Source organism: Sphingomonas sp., from assembly GCF_050725575.1.
GTDB lineage: Bacteria > Pseudomonadota > Alphaproteobacteria > Sphingomonadales > Sphingomonadaceae > Sphingomonas.
On the sequence record NZ_JBOHHW010000003.1, the window covers coordinates 166,213 to 190,713 of the forward strand.

General features: G+C 63.7%; 28 protein-coding genes and 2 tRNA genes. 12 read left to right on the forward strand and 18 right to left on the reverse strand.

Going from position 1 to position 24,501, the window contains the following annotated elements:
• Nucleotides 1-4 precede the first annotated feature (4 nt).
• The 7 genes from ACRECS_RS03495 to ACRECS_RS03525 all read right to left on the reverse strand — a co-directional run bounded on the left by ACRECS_RS03495 (nucleotide 5) and on the right by ACRECS_RS03525 (nucleotide 7,610).
• Nucleotides 5-781, reverse strand: coding sequence for a TatD family hydrolase (locus ACRECS_RS03495; protein ID WP_431581563.1), 777 nt, complete (start codon nucleotides 779-781; stop codon nucleotides 5-7).
• A complete protein-coding gene (gene metG / locus ACRECS_RS03500) occupies nucleotides 781-2,319 on the reverse strand; it encodes a methionine--tRNA ligase (RefSeq protein ID WP_431581564.1) in 1,539 nt (512 codons plus the stop codon). Before metG ends, ACRECS_RS03495 begins: the two co-directional genes overlap by 1 nt.
• A gap of 401 nt (nucleotides 2,320-2,720) precedes the next feature.
• Nucleotides 2,721-3,713: a DNA polymerase III subunit delta' gene (locus ACRECS_RS03505; protein ID WP_431581565.1), complete on the reverse strand. Its 993-nt coding sequence runs from the start codon at nucleotides 3,711-3,713 to the stop codon at nucleotides 2,721-2,723.
• A complete protein-coding gene (tmk, locus tag ACRECS_RS03510; protein ID WP_431581566.1) occupies nucleotides 3,710-4,336 on the reverse strand; it encodes a dTMP kinase in 627 nt (208 codons plus the stop codon). The genes ACRECS_RS03505 and tmk overlap by 4 nt, the downstream gene beginning before the upstream one ends.
• On the reverse strand, nucleotides 4,333-5,517 hold the full coding sequence (locus tag ACRECS_RS03515) for a D-alanyl-D-alanine carboxypeptidase family protein (RefSeq protein WP_431581567.1): 1,185 nt from the start codon (nucleotides 5,515-5,517) through the stop codon (nucleotides 4,333-4,335). Before ACRECS_RS03515 ends, tmk begins: the two co-directional genes overlap by 4 nt.
• Nucleotides 5,518-5,545: 28 nt before the next feature.
• Nucleotides 5,546-6,592, reverse strand: a complete 1,047-nt coding sequence (locus tag ACRECS_RS03520; protein ID WP_431581568.1) for a septal ring lytic transglycosylase RlpA family protein — start codon at nucleotides 6,590-6,592, stop codon at nucleotides 5,546-5,548.
• Complete coding sequence (locus ACRECS_RS03525) at nucleotides 6,582-7,610, reverse strand: lytic murein transglycosylase (protein WP_431581569.1); 1,029 nt, start codon at nucleotides 7,608-7,610, stop codon at nucleotides 6,582-6,584. The genes ACRECS_RS03520 and ACRECS_RS03525 overlap by 11 nt, the downstream gene beginning before the upstream one ends.
• Nucleotides 7,611-7,806: 196 nt before the next feature.
• Between ACRECS_RS03525 and ACRECS_RS03530 the strand changes: the two genes are divergently transcribed.
• The 4 genes from ACRECS_RS03530 (at nucleotide 7,807) to ACRECS_RS03545 (ending at nucleotide 10,049) form a co-directional block, all read left to right on the forward strand.
• Nucleotides 7,807-7,896, forward strand: a tRNA-Ser gene (locus ACRECS_RS03530).
• A complete protein-coding gene (locus ACRECS_RS03535; RefSeq protein WP_431581570.1) occupies nucleotides 7,869-8,312 on the forward strand; it encodes a hypothetical protein in 444 nt (147 codons plus the stop codon). Before ACRECS_RS03530 ends, ACRECS_RS03535 begins: the two co-directional genes overlap by 28 nt.
• Nucleotides 8,313-8,328: 16 nt before the next feature.
• Nucleotides 8,329-9,087, forward strand: a complete 759-nt coding sequence (locus ACRECS_RS03540) for a hypothetical protein (RefSeq protein WP_431581571.1) — start codon at nucleotides 8,329-8,331, stop codon at nucleotides 9,085-9,087.
• 326 nt (nucleotides 9,088-9,413) lie between these two features.
• Nucleotides 9,414-10,049 (forward strand): class I SAM-dependent methyltransferase, encoded by a 636-nt coding sequence (locus tag ACRECS_RS03545; RefSeq protein WP_431581572.1) that lies wholly within the window; start codon nucleotides 9,414-9,416, stop codon nucleotides 10,047-10,049.
• A gap of 39 nt (nucleotides 10,050-10,088) precedes the next feature.
• On the opposite strand, the gene ACRECS_RS03550 is transcribed toward ACRECS_RS03545, so the two are convergent.
• Complete coding sequence (locus ACRECS_RS03550; RefSeq protein ID WP_431581573.1) at nucleotides 10,089-10,634, reverse strand: MarR family winged helix-turn-helix transcriptional regulator; 546 nt, start codon at nucleotides 10,632-10,634, stop codon at nucleotides 10,089-10,091.
• Between the two features lie 131 nt (nucleotides 10,635-10,765).
• On the opposite strand from ACRECS_RS03550, the gene ACRECS_RS03555 reads away from it, so the two are divergent.
• Nucleotides 10,766-11,101 (forward strand): cupin domain-containing protein, encoded by a 336-nt coding sequence (locus ACRECS_RS03555; RefSeq protein ID WP_431581574.1) that lies wholly within the window; start codon nucleotides 10,766-10,768, stop codon nucleotides 11,099-11,101.
• Nucleotides 11,102-11,189: 88 nt separating this feature from the next.
• Here ACRECS_RS03555 and ACRECS_RS03560 read toward each other — a convergent pair whose 3' ends face one another.
• The 5 genes from ACRECS_RS03560 to ACRECS_RS03580 form a co-directional block, all read right to left on the reverse strand.
• Complete coding sequence (locus tag ACRECS_RS03560) at nucleotides 11,190-11,975, reverse strand: hypothetical protein (RefSeq protein ID WP_431581575.1); 786 nt, start codon at nucleotides 11,973-11,975, stop codon at nucleotides 11,190-11,192.
• A 120-nt stretch (nucleotides 11,976-12,095) separates the two neighbouring features.
• Nucleotides 12,096-12,398, reverse strand: coding sequence for a hypothetical protein (locus tag ACRECS_RS03565; protein ID WP_431581576.1), 303 nt, complete (start codon nucleotides 12,396-12,398; stop codon nucleotides 12,096-12,098).
• Nucleotides 12,399-12,588: 190 nt separating this feature from the next.
• Entirely contained in the window at nucleotides 12,589-13,362 is a 774-nt protein-coding gene (locus tag ACRECS_RS03570; protein ID WP_431581577.1) for a class I SAM-dependent methyltransferase, read from the reverse strand.
• A complete protein-coding gene (locus ACRECS_RS03575; protein ID WP_431581578.1) occupies nucleotides 13,362-13,949 on the reverse strand; it encodes a glutathione S-transferase N-terminal domain-containing protein in 588 nt (195 codons plus the stop codon). The genes ACRECS_RS03570 and ACRECS_RS03575 overlap by 1 nt, the downstream gene beginning before the upstream one ends.
• Before the next feature lie 4 nt (nucleotides 13,950-13,953).
• On the reverse strand, nucleotides 13,954-15,126 hold the full coding sequence (locus ACRECS_RS03580; RefSeq protein ID WP_431581579.1) for an MFS transporter: 1,173 nt from the start codon (nucleotides 15,124-15,126) through the stop codon (nucleotides 13,954-13,956).
• A 72-nt stretch (nucleotides 15,127-15,198) separates the two neighbouring features.
• Here ACRECS_RS03580 and ACRECS_RS03585 point away from each other — a divergent pair, with 72 nt between their 5' ends.
• Nucleotides 15,199-15,735 carry an Lrp/AsnC family transcriptional regulator gene (locus ACRECS_RS03585; RefSeq protein ID WP_431581580.1) on the forward strand — a complete coding sequence of 179 codons (537 nt, stop codon included), beginning with the start codon at nucleotides 15,199-15,201 and terminating at the stop codon, nucleotides 15,733-15,735.
• A gap of 150 nt (nucleotides 15,736-15,885) precedes the next feature.
• Entirely contained in the window at nucleotides 15,886-16,194 is a 309-nt protein-coding gene (locus tag ACRECS_RS03590; protein WP_431581581.1) for a hypothetical protein, read from the forward strand.
• An 83-nt stretch (nucleotides 16,195-16,277) separates the two neighbouring features.
• Here ACRECS_RS03590 and ACRECS_RS03595 read toward each other — a convergent pair whose 3' ends face one another.
• The 3 genes from ACRECS_RS03595 to ACRECS_RS03605 all read right to left on the reverse strand — a co-directional run bounded on the left by ACRECS_RS03595 (nucleotide 16,278) and on the right by ACRECS_RS03605 (nucleotide 17,578).
• Nucleotides 16,278-16,700, reverse strand: a complete 423-nt coding sequence (locus ACRECS_RS03595; protein ID WP_431581582.1) for a response regulator — start codon at nucleotides 16,698-16,700, stop codon at nucleotides 16,278-16,280.
• Between the two features lie 50 nt (nucleotides 16,701-16,750).
• Nucleotides 16,751-17,023: a hypothetical protein gene (locus tag ACRECS_RS03600; protein ID WP_431581583.1), complete on the reverse strand. Its 273-nt coding sequence runs from the start codon at nucleotides 17,021-17,023 to the stop codon at nucleotides 16,751-16,753.
• Between the two features lie 123 nt (nucleotides 17,024-17,146).
• The gene (locus ACRECS_RS03605) at nucleotides 17,147-17,578 is read right to left on the reverse strand and encodes a YybH family protein (protein WP_431581584.1); all 432 of its coding nucleotides are present in this window, start codon (nucleotides 17,576-17,578) and stop codon (nucleotides 17,147-17,149) included.
• A gap of 240 nt (nucleotides 17,579-17,818) precedes the next feature.
• On the opposite strand from ACRECS_RS03605, the gene ACRECS_RS03610 reads away from it, so the two are divergent.
• Nucleotides 17,819-18,433: a DedA family protein gene (locus ACRECS_RS03610; protein WP_431581585.1), complete on the forward strand. Its 615-nt coding sequence runs from the start codon at nucleotides 17,819-17,821 to the stop codon at nucleotides 18,431-18,433.
• A gap of 66 nt (nucleotides 18,434-18,499) precedes the next feature.
• Here ACRECS_RS03610 and ACRECS_RS03615 read toward each other — a convergent pair whose 3' ends face one another.
• Nucleotides 18,500-20,494 (reverse strand): putative bifunctional diguanylate cyclase/phosphodiesterase, encoded by a 1,995-nt coding sequence (locus tag ACRECS_RS03615; RefSeq protein WP_431581586.1) that lies wholly within the window; start codon nucleotides 20,492-20,494, stop codon nucleotides 18,500-18,502.
• A gap of 173 nt (nucleotides 20,495-20,667) precedes the next feature.
• Here ACRECS_RS03615 and moaA point away from each other — a divergent pair, with 173 nt between their 5' ends.
• The 3 genes from moaA to ACRECS_RS03630 all read left to right on the forward strand — a co-directional run bounded on the left by moaA (nucleotide 20,668) and on the right by ACRECS_RS03630 (nucleotide 22,565).
• On the forward strand, nucleotides 20,668-21,663 hold the full coding sequence (gene moaA, locus ACRECS_RS03620; protein ID WP_431581587.1) for a GTP 3',8-cyclase MoaA: 996 nt from the start codon (nucleotides 20,668-20,670) through the stop codon (nucleotides 21,661-21,663).
• Nucleotides 21,660-22,439 carry an NAD kinase gene (locus ACRECS_RS03625; protein ID WP_431581588.1) on the forward strand — a complete coding sequence of 260 codons (780 nt, stop codon included), beginning with the start codon at nucleotides 21,660-21,662 and terminating at the stop codon, nucleotides 22,437-22,439. Before moaA ends, ACRECS_RS03625 begins: the two co-directional genes overlap by 4 nt.
• 51 nt (nucleotides 22,440-22,490) lie before the next feature.
• Nucleotides 22,491-22,565 (forward strand) — tRNA-Asn (locus ACRECS_RS03630).
• Nucleotides 22,566-22,632: 67 nt separating this feature from the next.
• Here the strand turns inward: ACRECS_RS03630 and ACRECS_RS03635 are convergent.
• Entirely contained in the window at nucleotides 22,633-23,457 is an 825-nt protein-coding gene (locus ACRECS_RS03635; protein ID WP_431581589.1) for a LysR substrate-binding domain-containing protein, read from the reverse strand.
• A gap of 139 nt (nucleotides 23,458-23,596) precedes the next feature.
• On the opposite strand from ACRECS_RS03635, the gene ACRECS_RS03640 reads away from it, so the two are divergent.
• Nucleotides 23,597-24,493: a TolB family protein gene (locus ACRECS_RS03640; RefSeq protein ID WP_431581590.1), complete on the forward strand. Its 897-nt coding sequence runs from the start codon at nucleotides 23,597-23,599 to the stop codon at nucleotides 24,491-24,493.
• The last annotated feature ends 8 nt before the right edge of the window (nucleotides 24,494-24,501 follow it).

The window sequence follows — 24,501 nt, forward strand, 5'->3', positions numbered from 1 at the left end:
GCTTTCACGCGACAGTCTTGGCAAACAATCGGTGGAAATTGCGCGCGGTCGTCTCGGTCAGCTGCTCGACCGTCTCGCCTCGCAGAGTGGCCAGGAACTGCGCGGTATCGGCGACGAATGCCGGTTCCCCAGTCCTGCCACGATGCGGCACCGGCGCGAGGAACGGCGCATCGGTCTCGATCAGCAGCCGGTCGAGCGGCAGCCGTGCGGCGGTTTCCTGCAGGTCCTTCGCGTTCTTGAAGGTCACGATCCCCGAAATCGAAATCATGAAGCCCAGATCGAGCGCGATATCGGCAAAGGCGCCGCTGGCGGTGAAGCAGTGGATGACGCCGGGATAGGCGCCCTTCCCCAGTTCGTCGCGCAGGATCGCCGCGGTATCTTCCTCGGCATCGCGGGTATGCACCACGATCGGCAACCCGGTTTCGCGCGCCGCGGCGATATGCGCACGAAAGCTGATTTGCTGCCGCTCGCGGTCGCTATGGTCGTAATAATAATCGAGCCCGCTTTCGCCGATGCCGACCACGCGCGGATGCCGCGCGCGATCGACCAGCTTGGCCGTGTCGATATGCGCATGCTGGTCCGCCTCATGCGGGTGGATGCCGACCGTCGCCCAGACATCGGCCTCGCGCTCGGCGGTGGCCAGCACATCATCCCATTCGCTTTCGCGTGTCGCGATATTCAGCATTGCCGTCACGCCGCGCGCCCGGGCACGCTCGAGCACGCCTGCCTGATCCTCGGCCAGGCCCTTATAGTTCAGGTGGCAATGGCTGTCGGCAAGCATCAGCCCGGCTCCACCGTCAATTCCAGCCGCGGAAACACGCCACTTGGTACGGGCAATATCGTGCCCGACGCGACCGGCTGGCTCAATGCAGTAAAGTCGCGCGCATCCGCGTTCTGGCCAAGCAGGTCGAGCAGCCGGTCTGCACCGTCGGGGATCGCCCAGCGCGCCATGATCGCGATGCGGCGGATCGCCTCGATTGTGAAGTGCAGGATGGTGTCGGCGCGCGCCGGATCGGTCTTGCGGACGCTCCACGGCGCGGCATCGGCGAAATACTGGTTGGCGTCACGCGCCGCCGACCACACTGCCTCCAGCGCATTATGCAGCGCCAGTTCGCCCATGGCCGCGTGTAAACCGGCCTCGGCCGCAGTGACGCTGGCCAGCAAGGCCTCTTCGGTTTCTGTCGGCGGCCCCGCCGGCGGCACTTTGCCATCGCAATTCTTGGCGACGATCGAGAGGCAGCGCTGAGCGAGATTACCGACATTATTGGCGAGATCGGCATTGCAGCGCGTCACGATCGCTTCTTCCGAATAGCTGCCGTCCTGGCCGAAGCTCACTTCGCGCAGCAGGAAATAGCGCAGCGCATCGACCCCGAACCGCTCGACCAGGTCCATGGGATCAGTGACGTTGCCGAGCGTCTTCGACTCCTTCACGCCCTTGTTGAGCAGAAAGCCATGGCCGAACACGCGCCGCGGCGGCGCCAACTTCGCAGACATCAGGAAAGCCGGCCAGTAAACCGCATGGAATCGCACGATATCCTTGCCGATTACATGCAGATCGGCCGGCCAGTAGCGCGTGAAATCAGCGGCATTGTCGGGATAGCCCGCGCCGGTCAGGTAATTGGTGAGCGCATCGACCCAGACATACATCACATGCCCCGGGCTACCCGGTACCTTCACGCCCCAGTCGAAGCTGGTGCGCGACACCGACAGATCGGACAGGCCGCCTTCGACGAAGCGCATCACTTCGTTGCGCCGCGTCTCCGGCAGGATGAAGTCGGGCTGCGCATTGTACAGGTCGAGCAAGGGTTGCTGATATTTCGACAGACGGAAGAACCAGGTTTCCTCCGCGGTCCATTCGACCGGCGTCCCTTGTGGGGAAAGCTTGCCCCCTTCCCCGTCGACCAGTTCCTTCTCGTCGTAGAACGCCTCGTCGCGGACTGAATACCAGCCCTCGTAACGATCGAGATACAAGTCGCCGGCATCGGCCATCGCCTGCCAGATCGCTGCGCTGGCGGCATGATGCTCGGGCTCGACCGTGCGGATGAAACGATCATAGGAGATGTTCAGTTTCTGATTCATCTCCTTGAAATAGGAGGACATTTCATCGGCAAGAGCACGTGTTTCCACACCTCGGTCGCGCGCCGTCTGAACCATTTTCAGGCCATGTTCGTCGGTCCCGGTCTGGAACCGCACATCGCGCCCCGCCTGACGATGATAGCGCGCGATCGCATCGGTCGCGATCACTTCGTAAGCGTGGCCGATATGCGGGCGTCCATTGGGATAGCTGATCGCGGTGGTGATGTAATAAGGGTCGCCCATGCGCGCCTCCTAGCGCGGTTTTCCCGCGATTAGAACCACCGTCACAATCGTTTACGCATGATTCAATGTCAGCGTGAACTGAGGCAATGCACATATAGCGCGCGCCATGGCGAGCGCAGCCGCTCTTTCTCATCGTCGATCTGAGATCACAGCCGTCGCTGGCTGTTATCGCAAAAACAGCCACCAGCACTGGCTGTTAGCTGGCTGTTAGCTGGCTGATAACTGGCTGATAACTGGCTGATAACTGGCTGATAACTGGCTGATAACTGGCTGTTATTCGATAACAGCCAGTGCCTAATAAGGTTATGAAATTAAACTGGAAATCTTCAGTAGATAGCCAACCTAACAGCCAGAAAAACAATATCGCCCGATTAACAGCCAGGAACAGCCAGCATTCGCCTTCACGGCCGGGCCGGCTCGGCGAGTGTCGCGACGAGACCAGCCATCTCGAACACCGTCGCCTGCGCATCGAGCGACAGGCTGCGCGCGCTGGCCGACAATGCACGCGCAGCGTCATAGCTGTTCAGGGCAGTCTGCAGCGCCGCGCCACGCTTTGCGGGCGCCGCGGCGGCAATGAAGGCGGGCGCGCGGTCGAGAAATGCCTCGTACCGTGGCTGCGCGGCCTTGGGCGAGAGAAGCTTGGCCAGCTTGGCACGCTGCGCGTTGCTCGGGTCGCCGTCTCTGGCGATGCCGGTCAGCGCCTTGTCGAGCGCGGCCATATCGAGCCCGGCAAAACCGAGTGCACGACCGGGCGATCCCTGCCCCGCCGTTACCAGCGCGGCGATTTCCGCGGCATTGGCGTCCGGCAATTGCGCGCGCAGCACGCGCTCCATCGCCGTGTCGTCGAGTGGATCGAAGCGCAGCAGGCGGCAGCGCGACCGGATCGTCGGCAGCAACCGCCCCGGCGCATGGCTGATCAGCAGGAAGATCGTGCCGGCGGGCGGCTCCTCCAGGCTCTTGAGCAAGGCATTCGAGGCGCCGGGCCGCTCCACCTCGTCGATTGCATCGATCAGGACGATGCGGCGCGAGGACATGGATGGGGTGGTCGCGAACATCGGTCCCAGAGCACGGACCTGCGCGATCGGAATGCTCCGCGCCAGATCCTGCCCCGGCTTGTCGGCATCCTTGGGCTGGCGCGTCAGTTCGCGGTAATCGGGATGCGATCCGGCCGCGATCAGCGAGCGCGTGCGATCGCCGTCGGGTACATCATAGCCGGGCGGCAGCAACCCGGGGTTTGCGCCCTCGGCCAGCAGGCGCAAAGCCGCAATCCGCGCAAAGCTTGCCTTGCCCACGCCCTCGGGCCCGGCGAACAGCCAGGCATGGTGCAGCGTGCCGCCCGCCATCGCCGAGGCGAAGGCGGCGTGCGCATCGTCATTGCCGATCGGCGGGGTCATGGCAGTAAATCGGCCAAGCCGGCGAGCAAGGCATCGGTGACGGCTTCGGGCGTACCCGAGGCATCGATCAGGCGCATCCGGTCGGGCTCATGCTTGGCATAGCCGCGAAACGCCGCCGCGACCTGGGCATGGAAGTCATCACCACGCGCCGCGAAGCGGTCCGCCGCCGCGCCGTCACGGTCATCCGCCCGCGCGCGCCCCTGATCGAGCGGCACTTCAAGAATGAAGGTGCGATCGGGCAGCAGGCCGCGCGACCCGAAACCGTGCAGCGCCAGGACTGCCGCATCGTCGATCCCGCCGGCAACGCCCTGGTAAGCGCGGCTGCTGTCGATAAACCGGTCGCAAATCACCCAGGTCCCGGCGCCGAGCGCGGGCTGGATCTGCTTTTCGACATGGTCCGCACGCGCCGCTGCGAACAGCAAGGCTTCGCTGTGTGGGCTCCAGCGCGCGACCGACCCCTGCATCAGCAGGCCGCGAATCGCCTCGGCGCCCTCGCTGCCTCCTGGTTCGCGTGTGACCAGTGTCTCGATCCCGCGTGCGTCCAGCGCCTCGGCGAGGCGCCGGACCTGAGTCGATTTACCCGCCCCCTCGCCGCCTTCGAGCGAGATGAAGCGTCCCCTCACCCGCCGAACAGGCCCATCAGGCCGGCCCAGGCGCGACCGAAAAAGCCCGCCTCGTCGACATCCTTGTCGGCGACCAAAGGCAGGCTTTGCGCCGGCATGTCGGGTGTCGTCACAATCAGGTCGGCAATATGCTGGCCGGCCTTGATCGGCGCCTTGATCGGCCCGTTATAGACCACGCGCAGCTGGATATCAGGCGCGGCGCCGGCCGGCAGCGTCGCGGTCAGGTCAGTGGGCGCGATCAGGCCGACGCTGTTGACGGTACCGAGCTGGACTTCGGCGGTTTCGACCTTGCGGCCCTTGGCGACGATCGGCTTGGCCTGCCAGGCGCGGAAGCCCCAGTTCATGAACTTGACCGATTCCTCGATCCGCTGGTTCGAGCTGGTCAGCCCGGCCATCACCATGATCAGGCGGCGACCATTCTGCTGCGCGGATCCGGTGAAGCCATAGCCGGCCTCATCGGTATGGCCGGTCTTCAGCCCGTCCGCCCCGGCGACCCGGCCGAGCAACGGATCGCGATTCGCCTGGGTGATGTCGGCGCCGGCGCCCAGCGTCTTGCCCCAGGTGAAATTCGGCAGCGAATAGAACTTCTTGTAAAAATCCGGATGGTCGCGGATCGTCGCCGCCGCCAGCTTGGCCAGGTCGCGTGCGGTGACATAGGTCACGCCATTGTCGGGCCAACCGTTCGACGTGCCGAAATGGCTGTTGGTCAGGCCCAGCCGCTTGGCCGCCTGGTTCATCCGCTCGGTAAAGGCCGCTTCGGTGCCGGAAATGCCCTCGGCCAGCACCACGCAGGCGTCGTTGCCCGACAGCGTCACGATGCCCTTCAGGAGGTTCTCGACGCTGACCTTCTCACCAGTCGACAGGAACATGGTCGATCCCGCGGCCGGGCCATGCCATTGCTTCCACGTCTCGGGCCGCACGTCGAACTGCTGGTCGAGCTTGATCTCGCGCTTCTTCAGCATGTCGAACGCGACATAGACGGTCATCATCTTCGCCATCGACGCGGGCGGCATGCGCCGGTCCGGATCCTTCGAATAGAGGATCGCGCCCGACGACAGGTCGGTCAGATAGGCGACCGGTGCCGGCGTCTCGAACGCTGGCGCCGCGGCCATGCTCGGATTGGCCAGGATAAGGGCGATGACGGAGGCAGCGGCAAGTTTTTTCGTCGACAGGTTCTTCATGGGCAGTCCGTAACGCTAAGAGGATGACTCAGTTCGTTTTCACGATCCTGGCATCTCCATAACCACGTCTCGCCACATCGTCACGCGCCCGTTGCGCCAAAGCGTTGTTTGCGAACGGCCCGATCTGAACGCGGAAGATCGATCCGGCCATTTCAACCCGCCCGCCAAGCTGCGTGGCCAGGGCCTTGGCCCGACTGGCGTTCGACAGAGCGGCGACCTGGACATAGAGGCCAGGCCCGCCGCGTGGCGCCGCCACTGGCCGCTGGCGCGGCTGTTCGGGCGGTGGCGCCGGGCGCTGACGCACCTCGCTTGGAGGCGCATAGGAGGCGCCCGGTGCGGCGCGAACTGCAGCACCCCGTACCGGTATCGGGTTTGCCGCTACGGGATTTGCCGGGGCCGGCCGCGCCCGTACCGGCTGCGGCGGCGTTGCGACCGCGCGCGCCGGCAATTTGCGGCGCAGGGCGGTCAGCAGTGACGGCGGTGCATCGATGCGCTGCGGTGCTGCCCGTCCCTGACGCAGCGCAATCTGTTCGGGCAGTGGTGGGGTGACCAGTCGCACGCGCACCGGCGCAAGACCATTCAGGCCCAGCGACTGCGCCGCGCCACGCGACAAATCGATCAGCCGGTTGTCCGCCCCCGGGCCGCGGTCATTGACCAGCACGACGATGGTGCGCCCGCTGTCCAGCGCCGTGACCTCGACGAACGATCCAAGCGGCAGGCTGTTATGCGCCGCGGTGATGGCATCGGGATTGAACGGCTCGCCCGATGCGGTGCGTCCGCCGCCCACTTCCTCGCCATACCAGCTGGCAAAGCCGACTTCGTCATAGCGTTGCTGTTCGCCGGAGGTGCCGCGCGGCCCCGGACCGGACGGCATGTCGGCGGGCAGCGGCTCGGAAGGGCGTACCTGTTGCGCCGGCTCCACGCGATTGGACGGCGGCGGTGGAGCGTAACGGACACCACGAGCGGCCCCGTCGTTCGAACCATTGGATTGCTGTTGCGGCGTCGCGGCATATCCTCCGCCCCCACCACAGGCGGCGAGCAGGACCGTGAAACCGATGGCAAATCTATTGTTCAACTGCATCCGCGAGCAACCCGACCGAAAGAGCGTAAAAATTCGAGCAATTATAATCGAGGATAACCCGATAATTTCCGGTTAGCAGATAGGCGGTTTTTCCTGGGCCATCGGGTTCAAGCAATGTCGCGAGCACGCGGTCGCCCGGCCAGGTCCTGGTTTGCGGCGCAACGCCGAGCGCACGCCACTCGGCCATGGTCTTCCATGCACTGTGCCGCTCGAACACTCTGGGGCAGCGCGGCGACATGGTGCGGTTGGTGATCGAGCTGCGATCGAACCCCGCGGGCACATTGACCGCAAATCCCCAGGGCTGCCCGGCGCGCCAGCCGGCATTGGCGAAATAATTGCCGATCGAGGCCAGCGTGTCCGCATCGCTGGTCCAAATATCGGGCAGGCCATCGCCATCGCCGTCCTTGGCGAGACGGAGATAGATTGACGGCAGGAATTGCGGCCCGCCGGTCGCTCCGGCCCAGCTGCCCAGCAACCGGCTGCGCGGCAGCCCGCGATCCATCATCTGCAGCGTTGCGATGAACTCGGCCGAGAATAGCTCGCGGCGACGGCCTTCAAAGGCAAGTGTGGCCAGCGCCCGCGGCAGATCGAAATTGCCCATCACGCTGCCGTAATTGGTCTCATGTCCCCAGATCGCGACCATGATCGATTCGGGCACGCCGAGCTCGCGCTCGATCCGCTGCAGCCGGAAACGCTGCGCCTGATAGGCGGTGCGCCCGCGATTGATCCGCGAGGCATCGACATGACGCGCCTTATAGGGCGCGAAATTGAGGATCCCCGATGTGGTGGGGCTCGCCCCGGGCTGCGCCCGGTCGAGTTCGATCACCCGGGTGTTGAGCGTCAGCGTCGGCATGACCGCATCAAGCGTCGCGCGGCTTACCCCCTGTGCCTGGGCCTGGGCCCTCAATGTGACGAGATAGTCCTGGAAGCCGGCCTCATCCTGGGCATGAGCCGACCCACTTGTCATCACGCATACACAGGCGGCGAGCACCGCCCCGAACCACTGCTTCATTCTGATCAATATCCCAAATGCAGGCCGACCTTGCCACAGCAGCACCGCGAGACAAACCCCGATGGTCGTGCCCGGGGTACAAAGCGCCGCGACCGCATCGTCCGATGCCGGGCATTCCGGACTTGCGCTCCGCCACTCCGGGGCATTAAGCGCCTCAACGCGCGGAGACGCGGCCGAATGGCCGCCGTGCCGGTATGGAAGAGTGTCCGAGTGGTTTAAGGAACTGGTCTTGAAAACCAGCGAGGGTGCAAGCTCTCCGTGGGTTCGAATCCCACCTCTTCCGCCATCGTCCGACAGAGAGGTGGCAAGGCTATGGAGTTCATATTTGAGGTATTCCTTCAGTTTTTTGGAGAAATCTTACTTCAAATATTTTTCGAGCTATTTGTCGAATTCGGCTTTCACAGCCTTGCAGATACGGTTCGGAAGCCAAGACATCCGGTGCTCTCCGCGATTGGATTTATCTTGTTGGGCGCAATTGCCGGCGGCATCAGCCTGTGGCTTTTTCCGACATCGGTCATTAAGAATCCTGACTTCCGAATGCTCAATCTCTTTATAACTCCGGTCCTTGTCGGCGGAGTTATGATGCTAATTGGAAAAATTAGAAGCAAGAAAGGGCAGAATTTAGTCAGGCTTGATCGATTTGGTTATGCTTTTGTTTTCGCATTTAGCATGGCATTGATCCGCTTTATCTGGGCGGCGTAGACCTACCCTTCGACGCATGAGCAACCCATCCTATCTGCCAACCACCAAGGTTTCACCCGACAGCCCGCTGTTCACCGTTGTCGAGGAAGCCTATCGCGTATTCCGCCATCCGAAGCCGAAGAGCATCGGCGTATGCGAGCGCTGCTGCATGGACCTCGCAATCGAGCAGGATTTTTTCAATTCGCCTATCAGGGAGCTTCCACTCAGCTACGTCCGCGACTGGTATCTTGCCGCCTATGATCCGGCCGGTATTCCGAAGGAAACATGGGCCTATCTGCTACCGCGCATCCTTGAAATTCTGGCAGCCGGTGAAGACGTGAGCAGCGTAGCGACCGAGGTCAGCCTGAACCGTTTTGAGACCGGGAATCCCGAGAAATGGTCACTAAAAGAATGGAAGGTGCTCGACGATTTTCAACGAACTTACTTGTCCCATGAAATCGAGCACGGGGACCATACCCTCGATGATATGCTCTGCATGTTCAGCCTCGCCGGATGGGATCTTCAAGGCTTGCTTGATCAGGTGTTATCGGCCCGCGACGAAATATTAGCGCAGCGTTTGTGGAATGACTGGTGCAGATACGGCCAAGCTTCAGGAATCGGAACCATTTGGGTCACGGCCTTCTGGGAAAGCCCTGAAAATTCTGCGGCATATGAATTCTACACCTCCCGGGGTTTGCATGACAGAATGGAGGCATTGGCACTTGCTGACGATGCCGATGCGGAACTCGCTGCAAAGGCATCCGCCGTCGCGACCCTCATCGACGCAAACCGTTAGCGTTAGCCACACGCCGGGGTTGCCCGTAGCATGAAGACTGTAGTGAGCGCGGGGTCACCATGAGTTCGAAATTGGCTGCCGCGTCCCGAAGCTTGGAAGAAAGAAGCTGACTTCGAGCGTCAGGAACACTCAGCCGTCCAGCCAGGCCGCGAGTCCGCCGCCTCGTCGAAACGGCGGAAAGCGGCGTCATCCATCTCACCTTCTGTCGATGATCGCCGTCTGCGATTTCAAGGATTCATGGATAACCTCCAGGCGATCGCCGTGAATGAAATCCCCCATTCATGCGGCGACGATACTCCTCAGATGAGGGTGTATGAGGAGCGGCCATGACTATTGCGAACGATGCCCGATTCTGGGACCGCTCTTCACGCAAATATGCCATGAGCGCGATCGGCGATCAGGCCGGCTATGAGCGCACGCTGCGCCGGACCCGCAGCCTATTGCAACCAGGCGACAAAGTGCTGGAGCTGGGCTGCGGAACGGGTACAACCGCGCTCCGGCTCGCGGACCAGGTTCAAAACTATCTTGCGACGGACATCTCGGTTGGAATGATCGCGATTGCCCACGAGAAGCACGCCGCCTCCCCCGTCCCGACGCTTGCCTTCCGCACCGCGACCGCGGAAGCACTTGGCCCTGACACGCCACCATTCGACGCTGTGCTGGGGTTCAACTATCTCCACCTGGTCCGCGACCTGCCCGGCACGCTGCACCGTATCCACGACTTGTTGACGGCGGAGGGTCTGTTCATCTCGAAGACGCCCTGTGTCGGGGACATGAATCCGCTCATCCGGCTGGCCCTGCCCGTGATGCGTGCGGTCGGCAAAGCGCCTTATGCCGGCGTGTTTCGGGAGGCGGAGCTGAGCCGACGGATAGATGCTGCGGGCTTCGACATTCTGGCCACTGAAAATCACGCAGCAAAGGGTGATGACTGCCGCCCCTTCATCGTGGCGCGCAAGAGGTGATGGGCACGACCGGCGTTCAGTGAGCATCTCGCCGCGCGATCACTCCCCCGTCTTGCGCGCATCGCCTTCGATTCCGACAATCAGTTTACGCAGCAAGGCTGCAAGCGTTTCGCGCTCCTTTGCGTCAAGCGCCTGCAGGAAAGAGGCTTCGTTCGCCATGTCCTTGCGGAACGCCTGCTCAGCGAGCGCAATGCCGTCGGCAGTCAACGCCACCAGCACGCTACGGCCGTCACGCGGCGCTTTCTCGCGCCGGATCAGCCCCGCCTTTTCCAGCCGGCCGAGCCGGTGGGTAAGGCCGCCCGACGAGACCATCAGCAACGTATAAAGTTCGGTCGGGGTCAGCCGATAGGGCGCCCCTGAACGACGCAGGGTCCCGATCACATCGAACTCGCCGCGATCGAGATTGAAACCGGCAAAGGTCGCCTCAATGCTTGAGCGGACCAGGTTCGACAGCCGATAGGCCCGGCCGAGGATTGCCATCGGCTCGGTATCAAGGCCGGGCAGCTCACGTGCCCATTGCTCACGCAGCCGGTCGACATGGTCGCCGCTCACGACACCATCGCCCATTTCAATCTCGTTCCGCATGTCTCGCCTCGGGCGCGGGCTGCGCCGGATGCCAAGTATAGAGCATTAGTCGCATTCGGGAAAGGTATCTTGACGAGAAGATAGTTCGATGGATATATCTTCTCACCGAGATACTTTTGCAGGAAGCGACCATGCTCAGCATTCTTCGTCACCGTGAGCCGCAGCCCGGGCAAAGCCGTACAGTGCGTTTCGAGGGTCGCGATTATGGCGGCGGGGTGTCGTTCTTCCTGGTCGACAATGAGCCGGGTCAGGGGCCGCCCCTGCATGTGCATCCCTATTCCGAGACGTGGGTCGTAAGAAAGGGTGAGGCCGAGTTCACCGTCGGCGAGGAAAAGGTCCGCGGTTATCCGGGCGACATACTCGTCGGACCGGCCGGCATTCCGCATCGCTTCGAAAATGTCGGCACCGGGCGGCTCGAAGTCACCTGCATCTATGCCAGCGACATGATCGAGCAGGAATTTGTGTGACATAAAAACCGGCCACCAGAACACCGAAAGTGGAATTACGATGTTCCGCTTTTAAGAGGCAATCGGTCCGCGAAACCGGCACCTGCTATCAGCGCGCGCCACCGTTCATGGCAGCCTGAACGTGCAAGGGGGGAAAAACGTCCTCAAGTGGCCTGGTGTCGGGCAAAATATAGACATACCCGCCCTTCTTCCGGAAAAGCGGGCTCAGGCTCTTGCCGTAAAAGGCCAGCGGCACGTTGATGCACCCGAATGTGATGCGATTATCGCCTGGTGTCGGCGAGAGCATCCGTTCGCGACGCCGTTCCTTGGCTGTCCCCGGCGGAATAGGGTGCAGCGCCACGGATGTGGCATAATCGACCCACAAAACTTTCTGCTTTCCGGCCGCCAGCCCGAATTTCGCCAAGAAGCGCCCTGCCGGCGTGGTCTTCTCCGCAGGGCCGATCTCGGCGAGATTTTTGCTGCCGACGCCGGGGCTGGCATCATCCCCGACCGCGACACCGATCAGCACCGGAACCCGGCCAAGCGGATTCCCCTGCGCGTCGAACAGGAAGAGGGAGGCCTCATTCTTGTCGATGATGGCATATGGCAGGGACCGGTTGTCCCCGGAGGTGGCAACCCAATCGGCAACGCGCATTGTTGCCGCCGATTGGGTCACTTCGGCATTGGTCACCTTATTCTTGGGAACCACCTTACCCTTGGCGGCTGCCTTACTCTTGGTGGCCACCTTGCCCTTGAGGGCCGGTTTACCTTTGGGAGCTGGCTTACTCTGGGTTTGCGTCGGCGCCGGCTTTGATGGCCGTACACGCTCCGCCGCCTGGGCAGGGACTGGAACAGTCAGCGCAAGCCCAGCCAGCGCCAGAAAGACTTTGATCATCGCTTGAGGCGCTCGAATTGAAAGGTTGTCGCCCCAGGATAAGAGCCAACGCGAAAAATCACAGCCTAATCGGCATCTGCTGAGCAGCATCGGCTGATCAGCAGATGCCCTTGTGCGGCATTAATGCCGCGGCCGCTTCCGCTGATTTTCCTGCATCCGCTGCTCGACACCATCCACGCGGGAATTGAGCTGATCCAGACGCTGACCATTATTCTGCGCTTGCCCGGATGCCGCCTGCGCTTGTGCCAAGGCCGCCTTCGCCGTGCTGTCGGTTTCTCCCAATCTCGTCTCAAGCGCATCGACGCGCTGGCTCACGGGAGCGATCTGATCTCTTACATACCCTTTGGTGGCACAGCCACCCAAGCCCAGCGCACCAACCAGAATCAAAGCCGCAGGGGCAATTTTCGTTACAGACGCCAACATTACACTCTTCCAATAGTTAACGAAGCGTTACAACCCAAGCCGAGCGCGCTTGTTCCAACAATTCGTTTCCGGCCGGCTGTGCATCTGCTCGGGTGAGTGGACGATATTCGCGCCCTCGGTCTGCGAAAGCAGTGATTTTTGCCGGCACGGAGCCCCGCCAACCGCCGCTCTACGACTTGAAAGCGCAGTTTCATGCCCGATGCGCGGTCACGATCCAGGCATGAGAGTCAAACAACACACCGTCAGCGGTCAACTGCGCCTCCAGCAAGGCGCGCAACCGCCGGTGCACGTCGTCGATTGCCGAGCTCGGCTCCGCTTGCCCATCCTTCGCCAGGAACAGGTCGACCACAGCCTCATACGCCGCATCGACGGTCGGCCCATAAAAGACCGGTTCATGGACCTCGGCAAAGGCGATCGAGGTAAAGCCCGCCGCAGTCAGAATGCGCGCAGTGACCGCGCGATCGGCGAGCGAAAATGCCGGGCTCACATGTGTGGGAGAGATCCCGGCCGGCGCCAGCGCCTGCTGGATGGCGACCGCCCATTCATTGCGCTCGCGGCCCTGCCACACCAACATGACGAGGCGAGCGCCAGGGCGCATCGCCCGGCCGATATTGGTGAAGGCGACGACCGGGTCGGCGAAGAACATCGTCCCGAACCGGCTGATGCACAGGTCGAAATATGCTTTGGGAAAGCCGCGAACCTGCGCATCGCCCAGTTCGAAGGTGACGTTGTGCAACCCTTCCTCCGCACTACGCCGGCGTGCGGCCTCAAGCATGTCCGCCATCACATCCACGCCGAGCGCGCTTCCCTCCACCGCGGCGCGAGCGGCTTCGCGGGTGGATTGCCCTGCCCCACAGCCGATATCGAGCACACGGTCTCGCGGGCCGATGGTGAGGGCGGCACGGAAATGTTCCTGATGCCGCTGCAGTTCGGCGTCGTAAAAGGCTGCGCGATCCAGGGCCATTATTGCGCCCTTCCCTGTTCGCGGCGTAGCGCCGCCTGCACGGCGGGCCGCCCTTCGATCCGCGCCACATAGTCGCGATACGCCTCACCCAGCGGAAACTCCATCGCCAGCGCACCGCGCGCCATCACGAACAGATAGGCATCCGCCGCACTGAACGTCTCGCCGAACAGATGGCCATGCTCGAGACGCGGGCCGAGAAAGCCGAACCATCGCACGATGTCGTCGCCGACCGACTCCTGTGCGTCCTCGGGAAGCGAGAAATAGATCGGGAACCGCTTGTGTATCTCGCTGGCAATGAAGCTCAGCATCTCCAGCAGCTGATAACGGCCGAGCGCCCCGGGCGGCACGAGATGTGGGGCGCGGTCGGCAATCCAGGCGAGGATCGCCACATTCTCCGTCAGCACCGCGCCGTCGTCGAGTTGCAGCGCCGGTACCAGCCCCTTGGGGTTGACCGCGAGATAGCTATCGCCGTCGCCGAGCTGCTTCGACTCAAGATCGACCTCGGCCACCTCGAAAGCGAGTCCGGCCTCCTGCAGCGCGATATGATCGGCAAGACTGCTGAAATCGGGCGCAAAGAATAATTTCATCGGATCAGCCTCCATTTCCGGGGATCAGTGACGGGGATCTCGGCCGTCCCCGCAGCGACAATGCGAGCGCCGGCAAGATGCAGCAGGCCGAGGCGAGCGCGCAGCCGGCAAAGTCGAGCTGCGCGAACAACGGCCGGTAGAACAAAGCGCCGGCCGAGACGGCGAGATAGGTGACAGCGCTATAGAGGCCGAGAATCGCGCCGCGCCGGTCAGCGTCGAGCGCACTCAGCCGGCCGACAATCAGGTTGAGGCCGATATGGTTGGCGACGCCCCACACCAGGCAGAGGGCGATCAGGACCGCCGCATGGTCGGCAGCCACGGCCAGCGCGGCGTAAACGAGCCCGAGCCCGACAAACGCGATCGGCGCAACGGCGCTCGGACTGTAGCGGTCCAGCAAGCGATCAATGAATGCTGCAGCCCCGAAGCCCAGGCCATAAGCAGCGGGCGCAAGGCCGGCCGCCGCCGTCGAGAGGCGCAGGTTTCCGGTGAGATGCGGACCGAGATAGGCATACAGGCCGTAAAAGGCGGTCATATAGGTGGCGACCGTCAGCAGCGCCGGGGCAACGCCGCGCACGCGAAGCGCCGTCAGCGGTGAACCTGTACGCGCCGGGAGAACGGGGGAAGGATTCGGCACTGCCAGGTCGCGGCCGCGACCTACCTTCATTGTCAGCCAGCCCGCCGCGAGCGCAAGCACCGCGAATACGAAGCGCCAATGCGCAAAATCGGCGATGACCGCCGACAGGCTCACGCCGAGCACGAGGCTGACGGTCCATCCCGTGAGGACCCACCCCAACGTCTCGCTCTCGCGCCCTTTCTCCGCGACCAGCGCCGACAGCGCATAGATCGCCGGCAGCGCACACCCAGCGGCCAGCCCTGCGAGCGCCTGAGCAAGGCAGAACAGCAGCAGGTTCGGCGCGACGGCCGACAAGGCAAGCGCTGCTGTCAGGACGATCAGTGAGCGGACCAGCGCCACCCGGTGACCGATCCGGTCAATTGTTGGGGCGACCAACAATGCGCTGGCGGCCGTCGCAAGCCCATAGAGGATCGCGGCGTTCATCACGCCGGGTGCGTCCGCACCAGTGAAGGAGCGTGCAACGGCCCCGGCGATCGGACTCAGCACCAGCGAGTTTGCGCCGATCACCGCAATCGATCCGGTCAAAGGGAGAAGCTTGCGCATTAGCCAGCACCTGTCCTAATTTCATTCGGGATATAATTGAAACGCACGAATGATATTCAGGAAAGAGTGAATATGCAGACCCCGGAAAAAACAGAAAACATTCGGCGAACGCCCCCAACCAGGCGGCCGCTCGATGCATTCGACCGAAAAATATTAGGCGTGCTCGCGGCGAATGCGGACGTCAGCTATGCGGAACTTGGCCAGATGGTCGGCCTGTCGGCACCCGCGATTCACGATCGCGTGAAAAAGCTGCGCGCGTCGGGGTGCCTGCGCCGCACGGTCGCGGTGCTCGACGCCGCCGCAATCGGCAAGCCGTTGCTTGCCTTCGTCCATGTCGACAATACCGGCTGGTGCAAAACCGAAGAACTGATGGCGATGGCCGACCTGCCCGAGGTGGAGGAAATCCACTCGGTTGCCGGTGATACCGGCATGCTACTCAAGGTCCGTTGCGCCTCTACGCTTGCATTGGAAGCCCTGCTCGCACGACTCTATGCGATGCCGAGCATCAGGAGCACCCGCAGCTATGTTGTCCTGTCGACCTATCTGGAACGCACGTCGCCGGCCGGCATCACCGATTTCTCGGAAGCGGAACAACCCCACCCCGCCTGACGGCTCGGTTATCCGCTGCCGGCAACGTTGTTCGTCCCATTCATTTGGCGGTCAGGTTTATCCAGCCTATAAGAATGCATGACCAATTTGACGCTGCGGCACTCCCGTGCCTTCGCCATCGCGCTTGCCCTTGTCGCAGGAGCATGGTCGATGGCGTCAGTTGCGCAATCGGCGCCGGCGACGCCACCCGCACCGTCCGCCGCCGCTGATGAAATTCGCCTGACGGATGCGCAGCGAATGGCGATACTGAACAGCAATACCGAAGAAAGCGCCGCGGCGGCTCGCGGCGAGCAGCTCGGGCCGGGACTTGCCGGGCGCGGCATCCATGGCGAGGTCGGCGTCATGATCGGATCGAATGGCTCGCGCGGCATCTACGGCGTCGCCGACATTCCGCTGGGTGAGAATGCCGGCGCCACCGTGTCGTTCGAAAGCAGCCGCTTCGGCTATCCCCGCCGCTAGCCTCCCGATCCGCCGCGGTTCGTGGCAACCATCAACGAATTGTCCGCTTGCTGCCCATAGCGGACCTCCTGCCGAGTCAGGCCTTACGCCGCCCCGATCCGCTGCAGCTTGGCCAGCAGCGTGTGCTGGTCGAACGGCTTTGTGACATATTCGTCAGCGCCGGCGTCGATGCCCTGATAGATGTTAACCCGCTCGGACCTGGAGGTGCAGAACACCACTTTCGGTGTCACGCCGCCGTCGATCTGGCGCAGCGCAGCGACGAACTCGACTCCGGTCATCACCGGCATTTCCCAGTCGAGCAGGATCAGGTCGGGCATCGCCGCCTTGCACCGGGCGAGCGCCTCCTCGCCATTTTCGGCTTCGGTCACCTGATAACCGAGGTCGGAGATGATGCGATGTGCGACCTTGCGGATCACCCGAGAATCGTCGACCAGCAGGCAGTGGCGCGGGGGCGGCGGCGCGGCGGGCACAGCAATGGGCGCGGCAATAGGCACGGGCGCAGACACTGCCGCGACCGGTTGCGGGGAGTCCTCGGGGAGGCTCCGCAGGCGCTTGATCAAACCCTTAATGACTGCGGCTCCCTGTGATGGAGGACTTGGCTGGTCGCAGCGATCACCGCCTGGTCCGCATCGGTCATGCGGACATGGATATACGGCACCCAGATGTCGCCGAATTCGGCCTTCTGATACCATACGTCGATGATGTCGTATGACGCCCAAAAGCCGTCCGGCTGGCGCAGCCGCAGCCCCTCGCCGATCCGCGGGACCGCGGCGAAGCGCAGCCCGACCTGAGTCTGGTGCGTCTCGTTCTGGACTTCGATCTCGATCAAGGACAGTACCCTCCAGCCTGCCCGGGCACCTTAGCCTGGTAATTCTTGCCGAAATGCGAACGCCGACCCGGGCGGAGCGCGCCAGGACGGGAAATTATTTCCCTGCACGTGCCGTTCCCACCCTTAGGAACTATGATCCGCCACGATCCGCCACCCCTTCCCCGCCACCCGTTCGAACACCAGCGAGGTCGGCCCGCTCTGATCCTTCGCGCCATCGAACTTTAGTGTGTACCGCGCGATCAGCAGCGCATGGGTCGGATCGAGCAGCCGGAAATCCAGCGGCTCGAACGCCAGCGTCCCGCGTTTGGCACCCGCCTCGAAGCGGGGCGCATAGCGCGCCATGATCGCTCTACGCCCGCGCACCAGCCCGTCACTCGCAACGAAGCTCGCCTCATCGGCATAGATTGACGTGAACCGCACAAGGTCGCCCTGATTCCAGCCCTCGGCGCTTTCCCCCATAGCCGCCATCACCCCGGCCTGGGCTTCGGCGACGGGGGACTCGGCGGCAGGCGCGATCAGCACGATCGCGGCCAATCCGAATGCGGGATTCAACATGCTCGCCCTGTCCTCCATTGCGCCATCAGCGCGCAACCTAGCCCGGCCGCCACGGCGAGTCATTGGCGCGCTTTCCTATTTCAGCGCGATCCACTCGAATATCCATGATTGGCGGACGCGGTTCCGCCGCTTAAAGCATGTGGCATACGCCGCGCTTCGTGCATCGCGCCGCGACGGACTCAGGAACCGAAGAATGCCAGGCCGATCGACACGACAGACGGGGTTTGCGGAGCGTCGGGCATGACTCACGCGATCGACGGCATCATCCCGATCGCCAGCATCGCTTCCTACGGGCTGCTTGGCGCGGCACTGCTCGCTCTGGCTGAGCGGCTGATCCCGGTCGTGCCGTCCTATGGCCTGTTCATCTTCCTCGGCAGCTCGATGGTCGTCACGCCGATCGATCTTGCGCCGCTGATCATCGCCACGACCCTCGCCTCCAGCTTTGGCGCGGTGTGCTGGTACGGCCTTGGTCATGCGCTGGGCGAGGAACGCACCCATAATCTCGTCAAGCGCTTCGGCCGCTATGTCTGGCTGCGCGAGCCGGTCTATCTCTCGCTATCCGATCGCTACAGCCGCAACGCCTTTATCGCGACCTTTATCGGCCAAACGATTCCAGTCGTGCGCGTCTATCTGTCGCTGCCAGCCGGGATCCTGTCGCTGCCGCTCGTCACCTTCACGCTCGCCGTCCTGTCGGGCAGCGCGCTGTGGGTCGGCGCCTTCACCAGCCTTGGCTACGGCCTTCATGTACTCGGCTGGAACCCGTGGGTCGCGACCCTGGCCGCGGTATGCGTCCTGATCGTGCTGGAATGCGGCATTCTGTGGCTGGTGCGGCGACGCAAGGACGCACACGCCTAGCGCGACGCCTTCAGGGTCGATTCAACGTTAACATCGATCAGACGGCGTTGAGCCGGATGAAGCCCCTCAGGTCCTCGCCTGCGCCTCGACCAGCCGCAGCAGCGTGGCCACATCCACCGGCTCGGAGCACAGGAAGCCCTGATAATATTGGCAGCCTTCCTTTGCCAGCAGGTCGAGCTGCTCGGTCGTCTCCACGCCCTCGGCAATCACCGACAGGCCAAGCGAGCGCGCCATGTCGATCACGCCGCGTACCACCACCCGGTCTCGCGCCGTGCCGGTAATGTCCTGCGACAGTTTCTTGTCGATCTTGAGATAATCGAGCGGCAGCGATTTGAGATAGGCTAGGCTCGAATAGCCGGTGCCGAAATCGTCGATTGCGATCCGGCACCCCGCGCTGCGCAACGTTGCAAGCAACGTCGCGGCAATGCCGAGATCCTCGATCAGCCCGCTCTCAGTGATCTCCAGCGTCAGGCGGCGCCGCGGAAAGCCGCTCACGTCGATCCGATCGAGGAACAGGTCGGCAAAGCCCGGCCGCGCGATGTCCCCGGCGGTCAGGTTGAGCGACAGCCGCAATCCGCTCAGTGCCGCCGGCCAGGCAGTGGCGCGCCCCATCACAATGCGCTGGATATGGTCCGACAGCCCGATCTCCAGATCCGCGCGCGCCGCCGCCGCGAACAACGCATCGGCGCCGATCATGCCAAGCGTCGCATGGTCCCAGCGCGCCAGTGCCTCGACCCCAACGATCGCACCGGTCGACACCGACACCTGCGGCTGGAACAAGATGTCGATATCGCCCTGATCGATCGCCTGGCGCAGCTCGGCCGCCAGCCGGTCCACCGGCGCGTCCTCCTCGCCGGCCTCGGCAATCCGCACCGTCGCGCTGTCCGAAGCCTTGGCATCGGCCAGCGCCTCGCTCGCCCGGCGCAGCAGGGTTGCCGCATTATCGTCGTCGCCGCGCTCCGCCATGCCGATGCGGCAGCCAAGCACCGCGATCGAATCACCGACCACGAACGGCCGCGCGAGAGCGCCGGCAATGTGCTCAACCACCAGGTCGATGCGCTCGCGCGATCCCTCGCTTGCGACGAGATATTCCGAGCCGCCCATCCGCGCGACCAGCGCGCCGCGTTCCAGCGTTTCGCGTACGATCTCCTCGATCCGACGATGCGCGGCACGGAGCAGGCCGTCCCCCGCCGCCCGCCCATAAGCGGTGTTGACCACTTCGAATCGGTTGAGCGCAATCAGCAGCACGGTGAGCGGCCCGCCCTCTCCCTGCGCCAATCGCCGGTCGATCCAGCGCCGCGCGCCGCCCGCATCGCGCGTGCCGGCCAGTGCGTCGCGCATCGCCGCGACCGAATCAGGCGCGCTGCCGAGCGGCTCGACCAGCGCATCAATCCGCCCGGCCTTCTCGTCATGCTGAAGATGCTGCACGACCCGCCCGACATTGTGCAGGTCATGCGCGAACGCAGTGGTGTGGCGCGAGGCCGAGAGCCGGCGCAACGCAGTCAGCACCGCGCGACGCTCCGGCGTGTCCAGCGTCCGCAGCAGGGCGCGGGGCGACGGCTCCTCATCGATATCGAGCAGACGGGCGAATGCCGGCGTAAGCACCATCGTGCGGCTGCGCAGGTCAAGCCGCCAGCCAAGCGGGTCGGGCGGCGCACTAGCGTGCCACTCCCCGGCCATGCGTTCGGCATGCCGTGCAGCGAAGCGCAGCGCCTGGACGAACTCGGCTTCGGTAAAGGGACTGGCGAGGAAGTGCGTCGCGCCGGCATCGTAAAACCGCCCGATGGCATCGACATCGCCGCGCGAAACCAGCGCCAGCATGGCGCCGCCATTGGAGCCGATCATGCCACTCAGCGCAGTTGCCGCCTCCAGCCCTTCCTTCAACGACCCGCGTGCGTCGATTACCGCAACCGGCGCTCCACTGCCCAGGAAGCGCCGCTCGACGCCAGCGCCGCGCCGCGCCGCCACCACCCGCCAACCCGCAGCGGCAGCAATCGCGGCGAGTTCGTCGCGCTGACGGTACGACAGGATGAATAACGGGGTGGGCGATGTTTCGGTCACGGCACGCCCCCTTCCCTTCGTTCCGCGCCTGTTCGCGGATAGACCGTCCCGCTCTTACCGAGGTTTATGAAGGAAGAACAAGGCTTCCCCGAGCATTACCGCATGCTTCCTGCACAGCGCATAAACAGCGAACGCCCTTGTTCCCGGCCCGACGAAGGCCTAGCTCTTGCGCGATGACATGTGCGCCTGCCCTGAAGGACCGCCACGGCCGCACGATCAGCTATTTGCGGATCTCGGTCACCGATCGTTGTGACCTGCGCTGCCGCTACTGCATGGCGGAGCAGATGAGCTTTTTACCCAAAGCGGCATTGCTCAGCCTGGACGAGATTGCGATCATCGCCGAACGCTTCATCGCGCGGGGCATCACCAAGATTCGCCTGACCGGTGGCGAACCGCTGGTGCGCCGCGATGTCGGCGATCTGGTCAGACGACTTGGCCAGCATGTTGGTGCCGGCCTGAACGAGCTGACCATGACCACCAACGGCAACCGGCTCGCCGACTATGCGCCTGCACTGGTCAATGCCGGCATGCGCCGTGTCAATGTCAGCCTCGACAGTCGCGACCCCGAGCTCTTCCGCCATATCACGCGGCACGGCGACGTGGTGCGCGTGATCGACGGGATCTTGACCGCGCGCGATGCTGGGCTCGCGGTCAAGATCAACATGGTCGCGCTGAAGGGCTGGAACGAGCGCGAGATCGCGCCGATGCTCGCCTGGTGCCGTGACGAGGGGCTCGACCTGACGCTGATCGAGACGATGCCGCTCGGCATGGTCGATGAAGATCGCACCGATCGCTTCGTGCCGCTGACCGCCGTGATGGATGAGTTGAAAGCGCAGTTTCCGCTGGTCCGCGATCCGCATGACAGCGGCGGCCCGGCGCGCTACTGGCGCATCGCCGATACCGGCACCCGGCTTGGCCTCATCTCGCCGCTGACTGCCAATTTCTGCGATACCTGCAACCGTGTGCGTCTGACCACCGAGGGCATTCTCTACACCTGTCTCGGTCATGACGATCAGGTCGACCTGAAGGCGATCCTGCGCGCTGACGGCGTGGCCGGGCTCGATGCGGCACTCGATGCGGCATTGCTCTCCAAACCGGCGCGGCATGATTTCGACATCGCCGCTACGGCCCCCGCGGTTGCGCGGCACATGAGCGTCACCGGCGGATGAGCGACATGCAACGGCGCGCTCTGGTCGCCTCACCCACCCCGCAGGCCCAGGAGGCGGCGAGAGAGCTGGCCGACACACATGACTGGGTCCATCCCGAGGATGCCGATCTGATCGTCGCATTGGGCGGCGACGGCTTCATGCTGCAGACGCTCCACGCGATGCTTGAACGACGCAAGCCGATCGTGCCGGTGTTCGGCATGAATCTCGGCACGGTCGGCTTCCTGATGAACGAATGGCAGCGCCATGGCCTCAGCGACCGGCTCGCGCGCACCAAGCCGTTCAAGGTCACGCCGCTCGCCATGACTGCGGTCACGGTCAGCGGCGACACCTATTCGCTGCCCGCGATAAACGAAGTCTCGCTGCTGCGCGAAACGCGCCAGACAGCGAAGCTTGAGATCACGCTCAACGACCGGATCGTCATGCCCGAACTGGCCTGTGACGGCATCCTGGTCGCGACGCCGGCCGGGTCGACGGCGTACAACTTCTCCGCGCAAGGGCCGATCTTGCCGCTCGGTTCGAATCTGCTCGCGCTGACGCCGATCAGCCCGTTCCGCCCGCGGCGCTGGCGCGGCGCGATCGTGCCCGACAAAGCGCGAATCAGTATCCGGGTGCTCGAACCCGCCAAACGCCCGGTCAGCGCAGTTGGCGACCAGCGCGAAGTGCGCGACGTGGCGCGCGTCGACGTGGTGATCGACCGCTCGCGCGAGCTGACCTTGTTGTTCGATCCCGAGCACGCACTCGACGATCGCATAACGATGGAGCAATTTGCTGCCTGAATGGTCTTGCATCCTCAATTCAGCCGGGTATAGAGCCGCCCTCCGCTTCGTTCCCTGATAGCTCAGCGGTAGAGCTCTCGACTGTTAATCGAGCGGCCGTTGGTTCGAATCCAACTCAGGGAGCCATTTTCCGGATATTGCGCCAAGGCGCGCGCCCGGCCGGCTGACGCGGTCGCCGCCAGGGCACATCGAGCTATCCTATCGATCCGATCAGCCAGTCGCAGAACGCGACCAGGTGCGGGCGCGCCTCTCCCTGGGCCGTCAATAGCCAATATGCCTCCGGACCGTTCAGCGTAATGTCGAAAGGCCGGGTCAAGCGGCCCTGGGCGATGGCGTCGGCGAACAGCCGCGGCGATAATAATGCCACGCCGGCGCCTTCAAGTGCGGCTGCACCCGCGAGATCCTGCGTCGGGTAGCGCGCGTTCGAGTAATGCGAGGCGTGCACTGGCACAGCGACACCGGCAAGCGCGAACCAAGCGTCCCATTCGTCGCTGTGAACCAGTTCGCAGCCCAGCAGGCTGGCGGGGCTCGAAAGAATGCCGGGGTCGTAAAGGTGCGGATTGTAGAGCGGCGTTCCCTCGACGGCAAACAGTCTGGTCGAGGCATAGCCTCGCCAACTCCCCTGTCCGCTGCGGATCGCCACGTCGAAACTGCCGTGCGGCCGAACGTCGATCGCCGCATCGATCACGATCCGGACCGGGCTATGCGCCTTTCTGAAATCCGCAAGCCGCGGCGCCAGCCAGCGCGCCGCGAAGGTCGGGGCCGCGCTGATGCGGATCACCATGCTGTCGCGACACTCGTCAACGCCCGCCGAGAGGATCGCCAGCGCATCGCGAACACGTCCGGCTAGACGCAGGCCATGTTCGGTGGGCGCAACCCTCGGACCATGTCGCTCGAACAGGCTCACCCCCAGTTCCGCCTGAAGGTCACGCATGCGCTGGCTGACCGCAGCAGGGCTGACGCCCAGTTCATCTGCTGCGCGCGAATAGCTTGCGTGACGGGCACATGCCTCGAGCATCCGCAGCGATTCAATCGAAGGCCGGCGTCGTATCATGAGGTGCATTGTAAGCACAGGTTTAAATTGCTGCCACAATGATCGTTTTGGCCAGGTGCGGCGGCTCGGTAGCGTGTCGCCTATGCCTCTTCATGCCCCTCGATTGAAAGCACCTCGCACCGCTCTGGCGTGCGCTGCGACCGCAGCGGCGATGCTCGTCCTCGCCGCCGATGCGCCCCGGACACCGCGCCGCTGGACACCGACCGCAATTTCAACCGACGGTTATGAATCGACGCCGAGCTTCTCGCCCGATGGACGCGAGCTCGTCTATCTATCCGCCGATCGCTCCTTCGCGCAGTGGCGCCTGTTGGTGTCACATTGCATCAATGGCCGCTGGAGTGCGCCGGCGTCTCCCCCGTTCGCTGCGCCAAGCCCGGTAATCGAGGCTGATCCCGGATATACGCCGGACGGCAAAGGCCTGTATTTTATTTCCGCACGGCACGACCCTGCAAATAAGGATTTCGACATCTGGTATGTCGAGCGCCAGGCCGATGGCGGCTGGGGCCGGCCCCAACGTCTGCCATCGCCGGTAAACTCGCCACATGCCGAACTGCTGCCGCGCGCCGACTTTGCGGGACGGCTCTATTTCGGATCGAGCCGACCCGGAAGCCACGGACAAGGTGACATCTACGTTGCCGAGCGCGATCGCCAGGGCGGCTGGCAGGTGCACAATGTCGGCCCGCCCGTCAGTACGGCCGCCAATGAATATGAAGCGGAGATTTCCAAGGACGGCCGCACGATGATGGTCGTCGCGGATCGCGGCGATCGATCGCACCTTTATCGCTTCGTGCGCGACGGGGAGACGTGGCGCGAGACAGGTCGCGTACCGACCGACCCCAGCGTTTTTCAGGTGGGTCCGCTGCTGTCACCCGACGCCCGCTCGCTGCTTTTCGCCCAGGCCGATCCACAACGCTCCGGCGAGATATTCCGGGCCAACCTGCAAACCGGCGGGTCGCGCGATTGGCCGAAACCATGCAAAAACCGGCGTCGTGCGCGATGATGCGATGC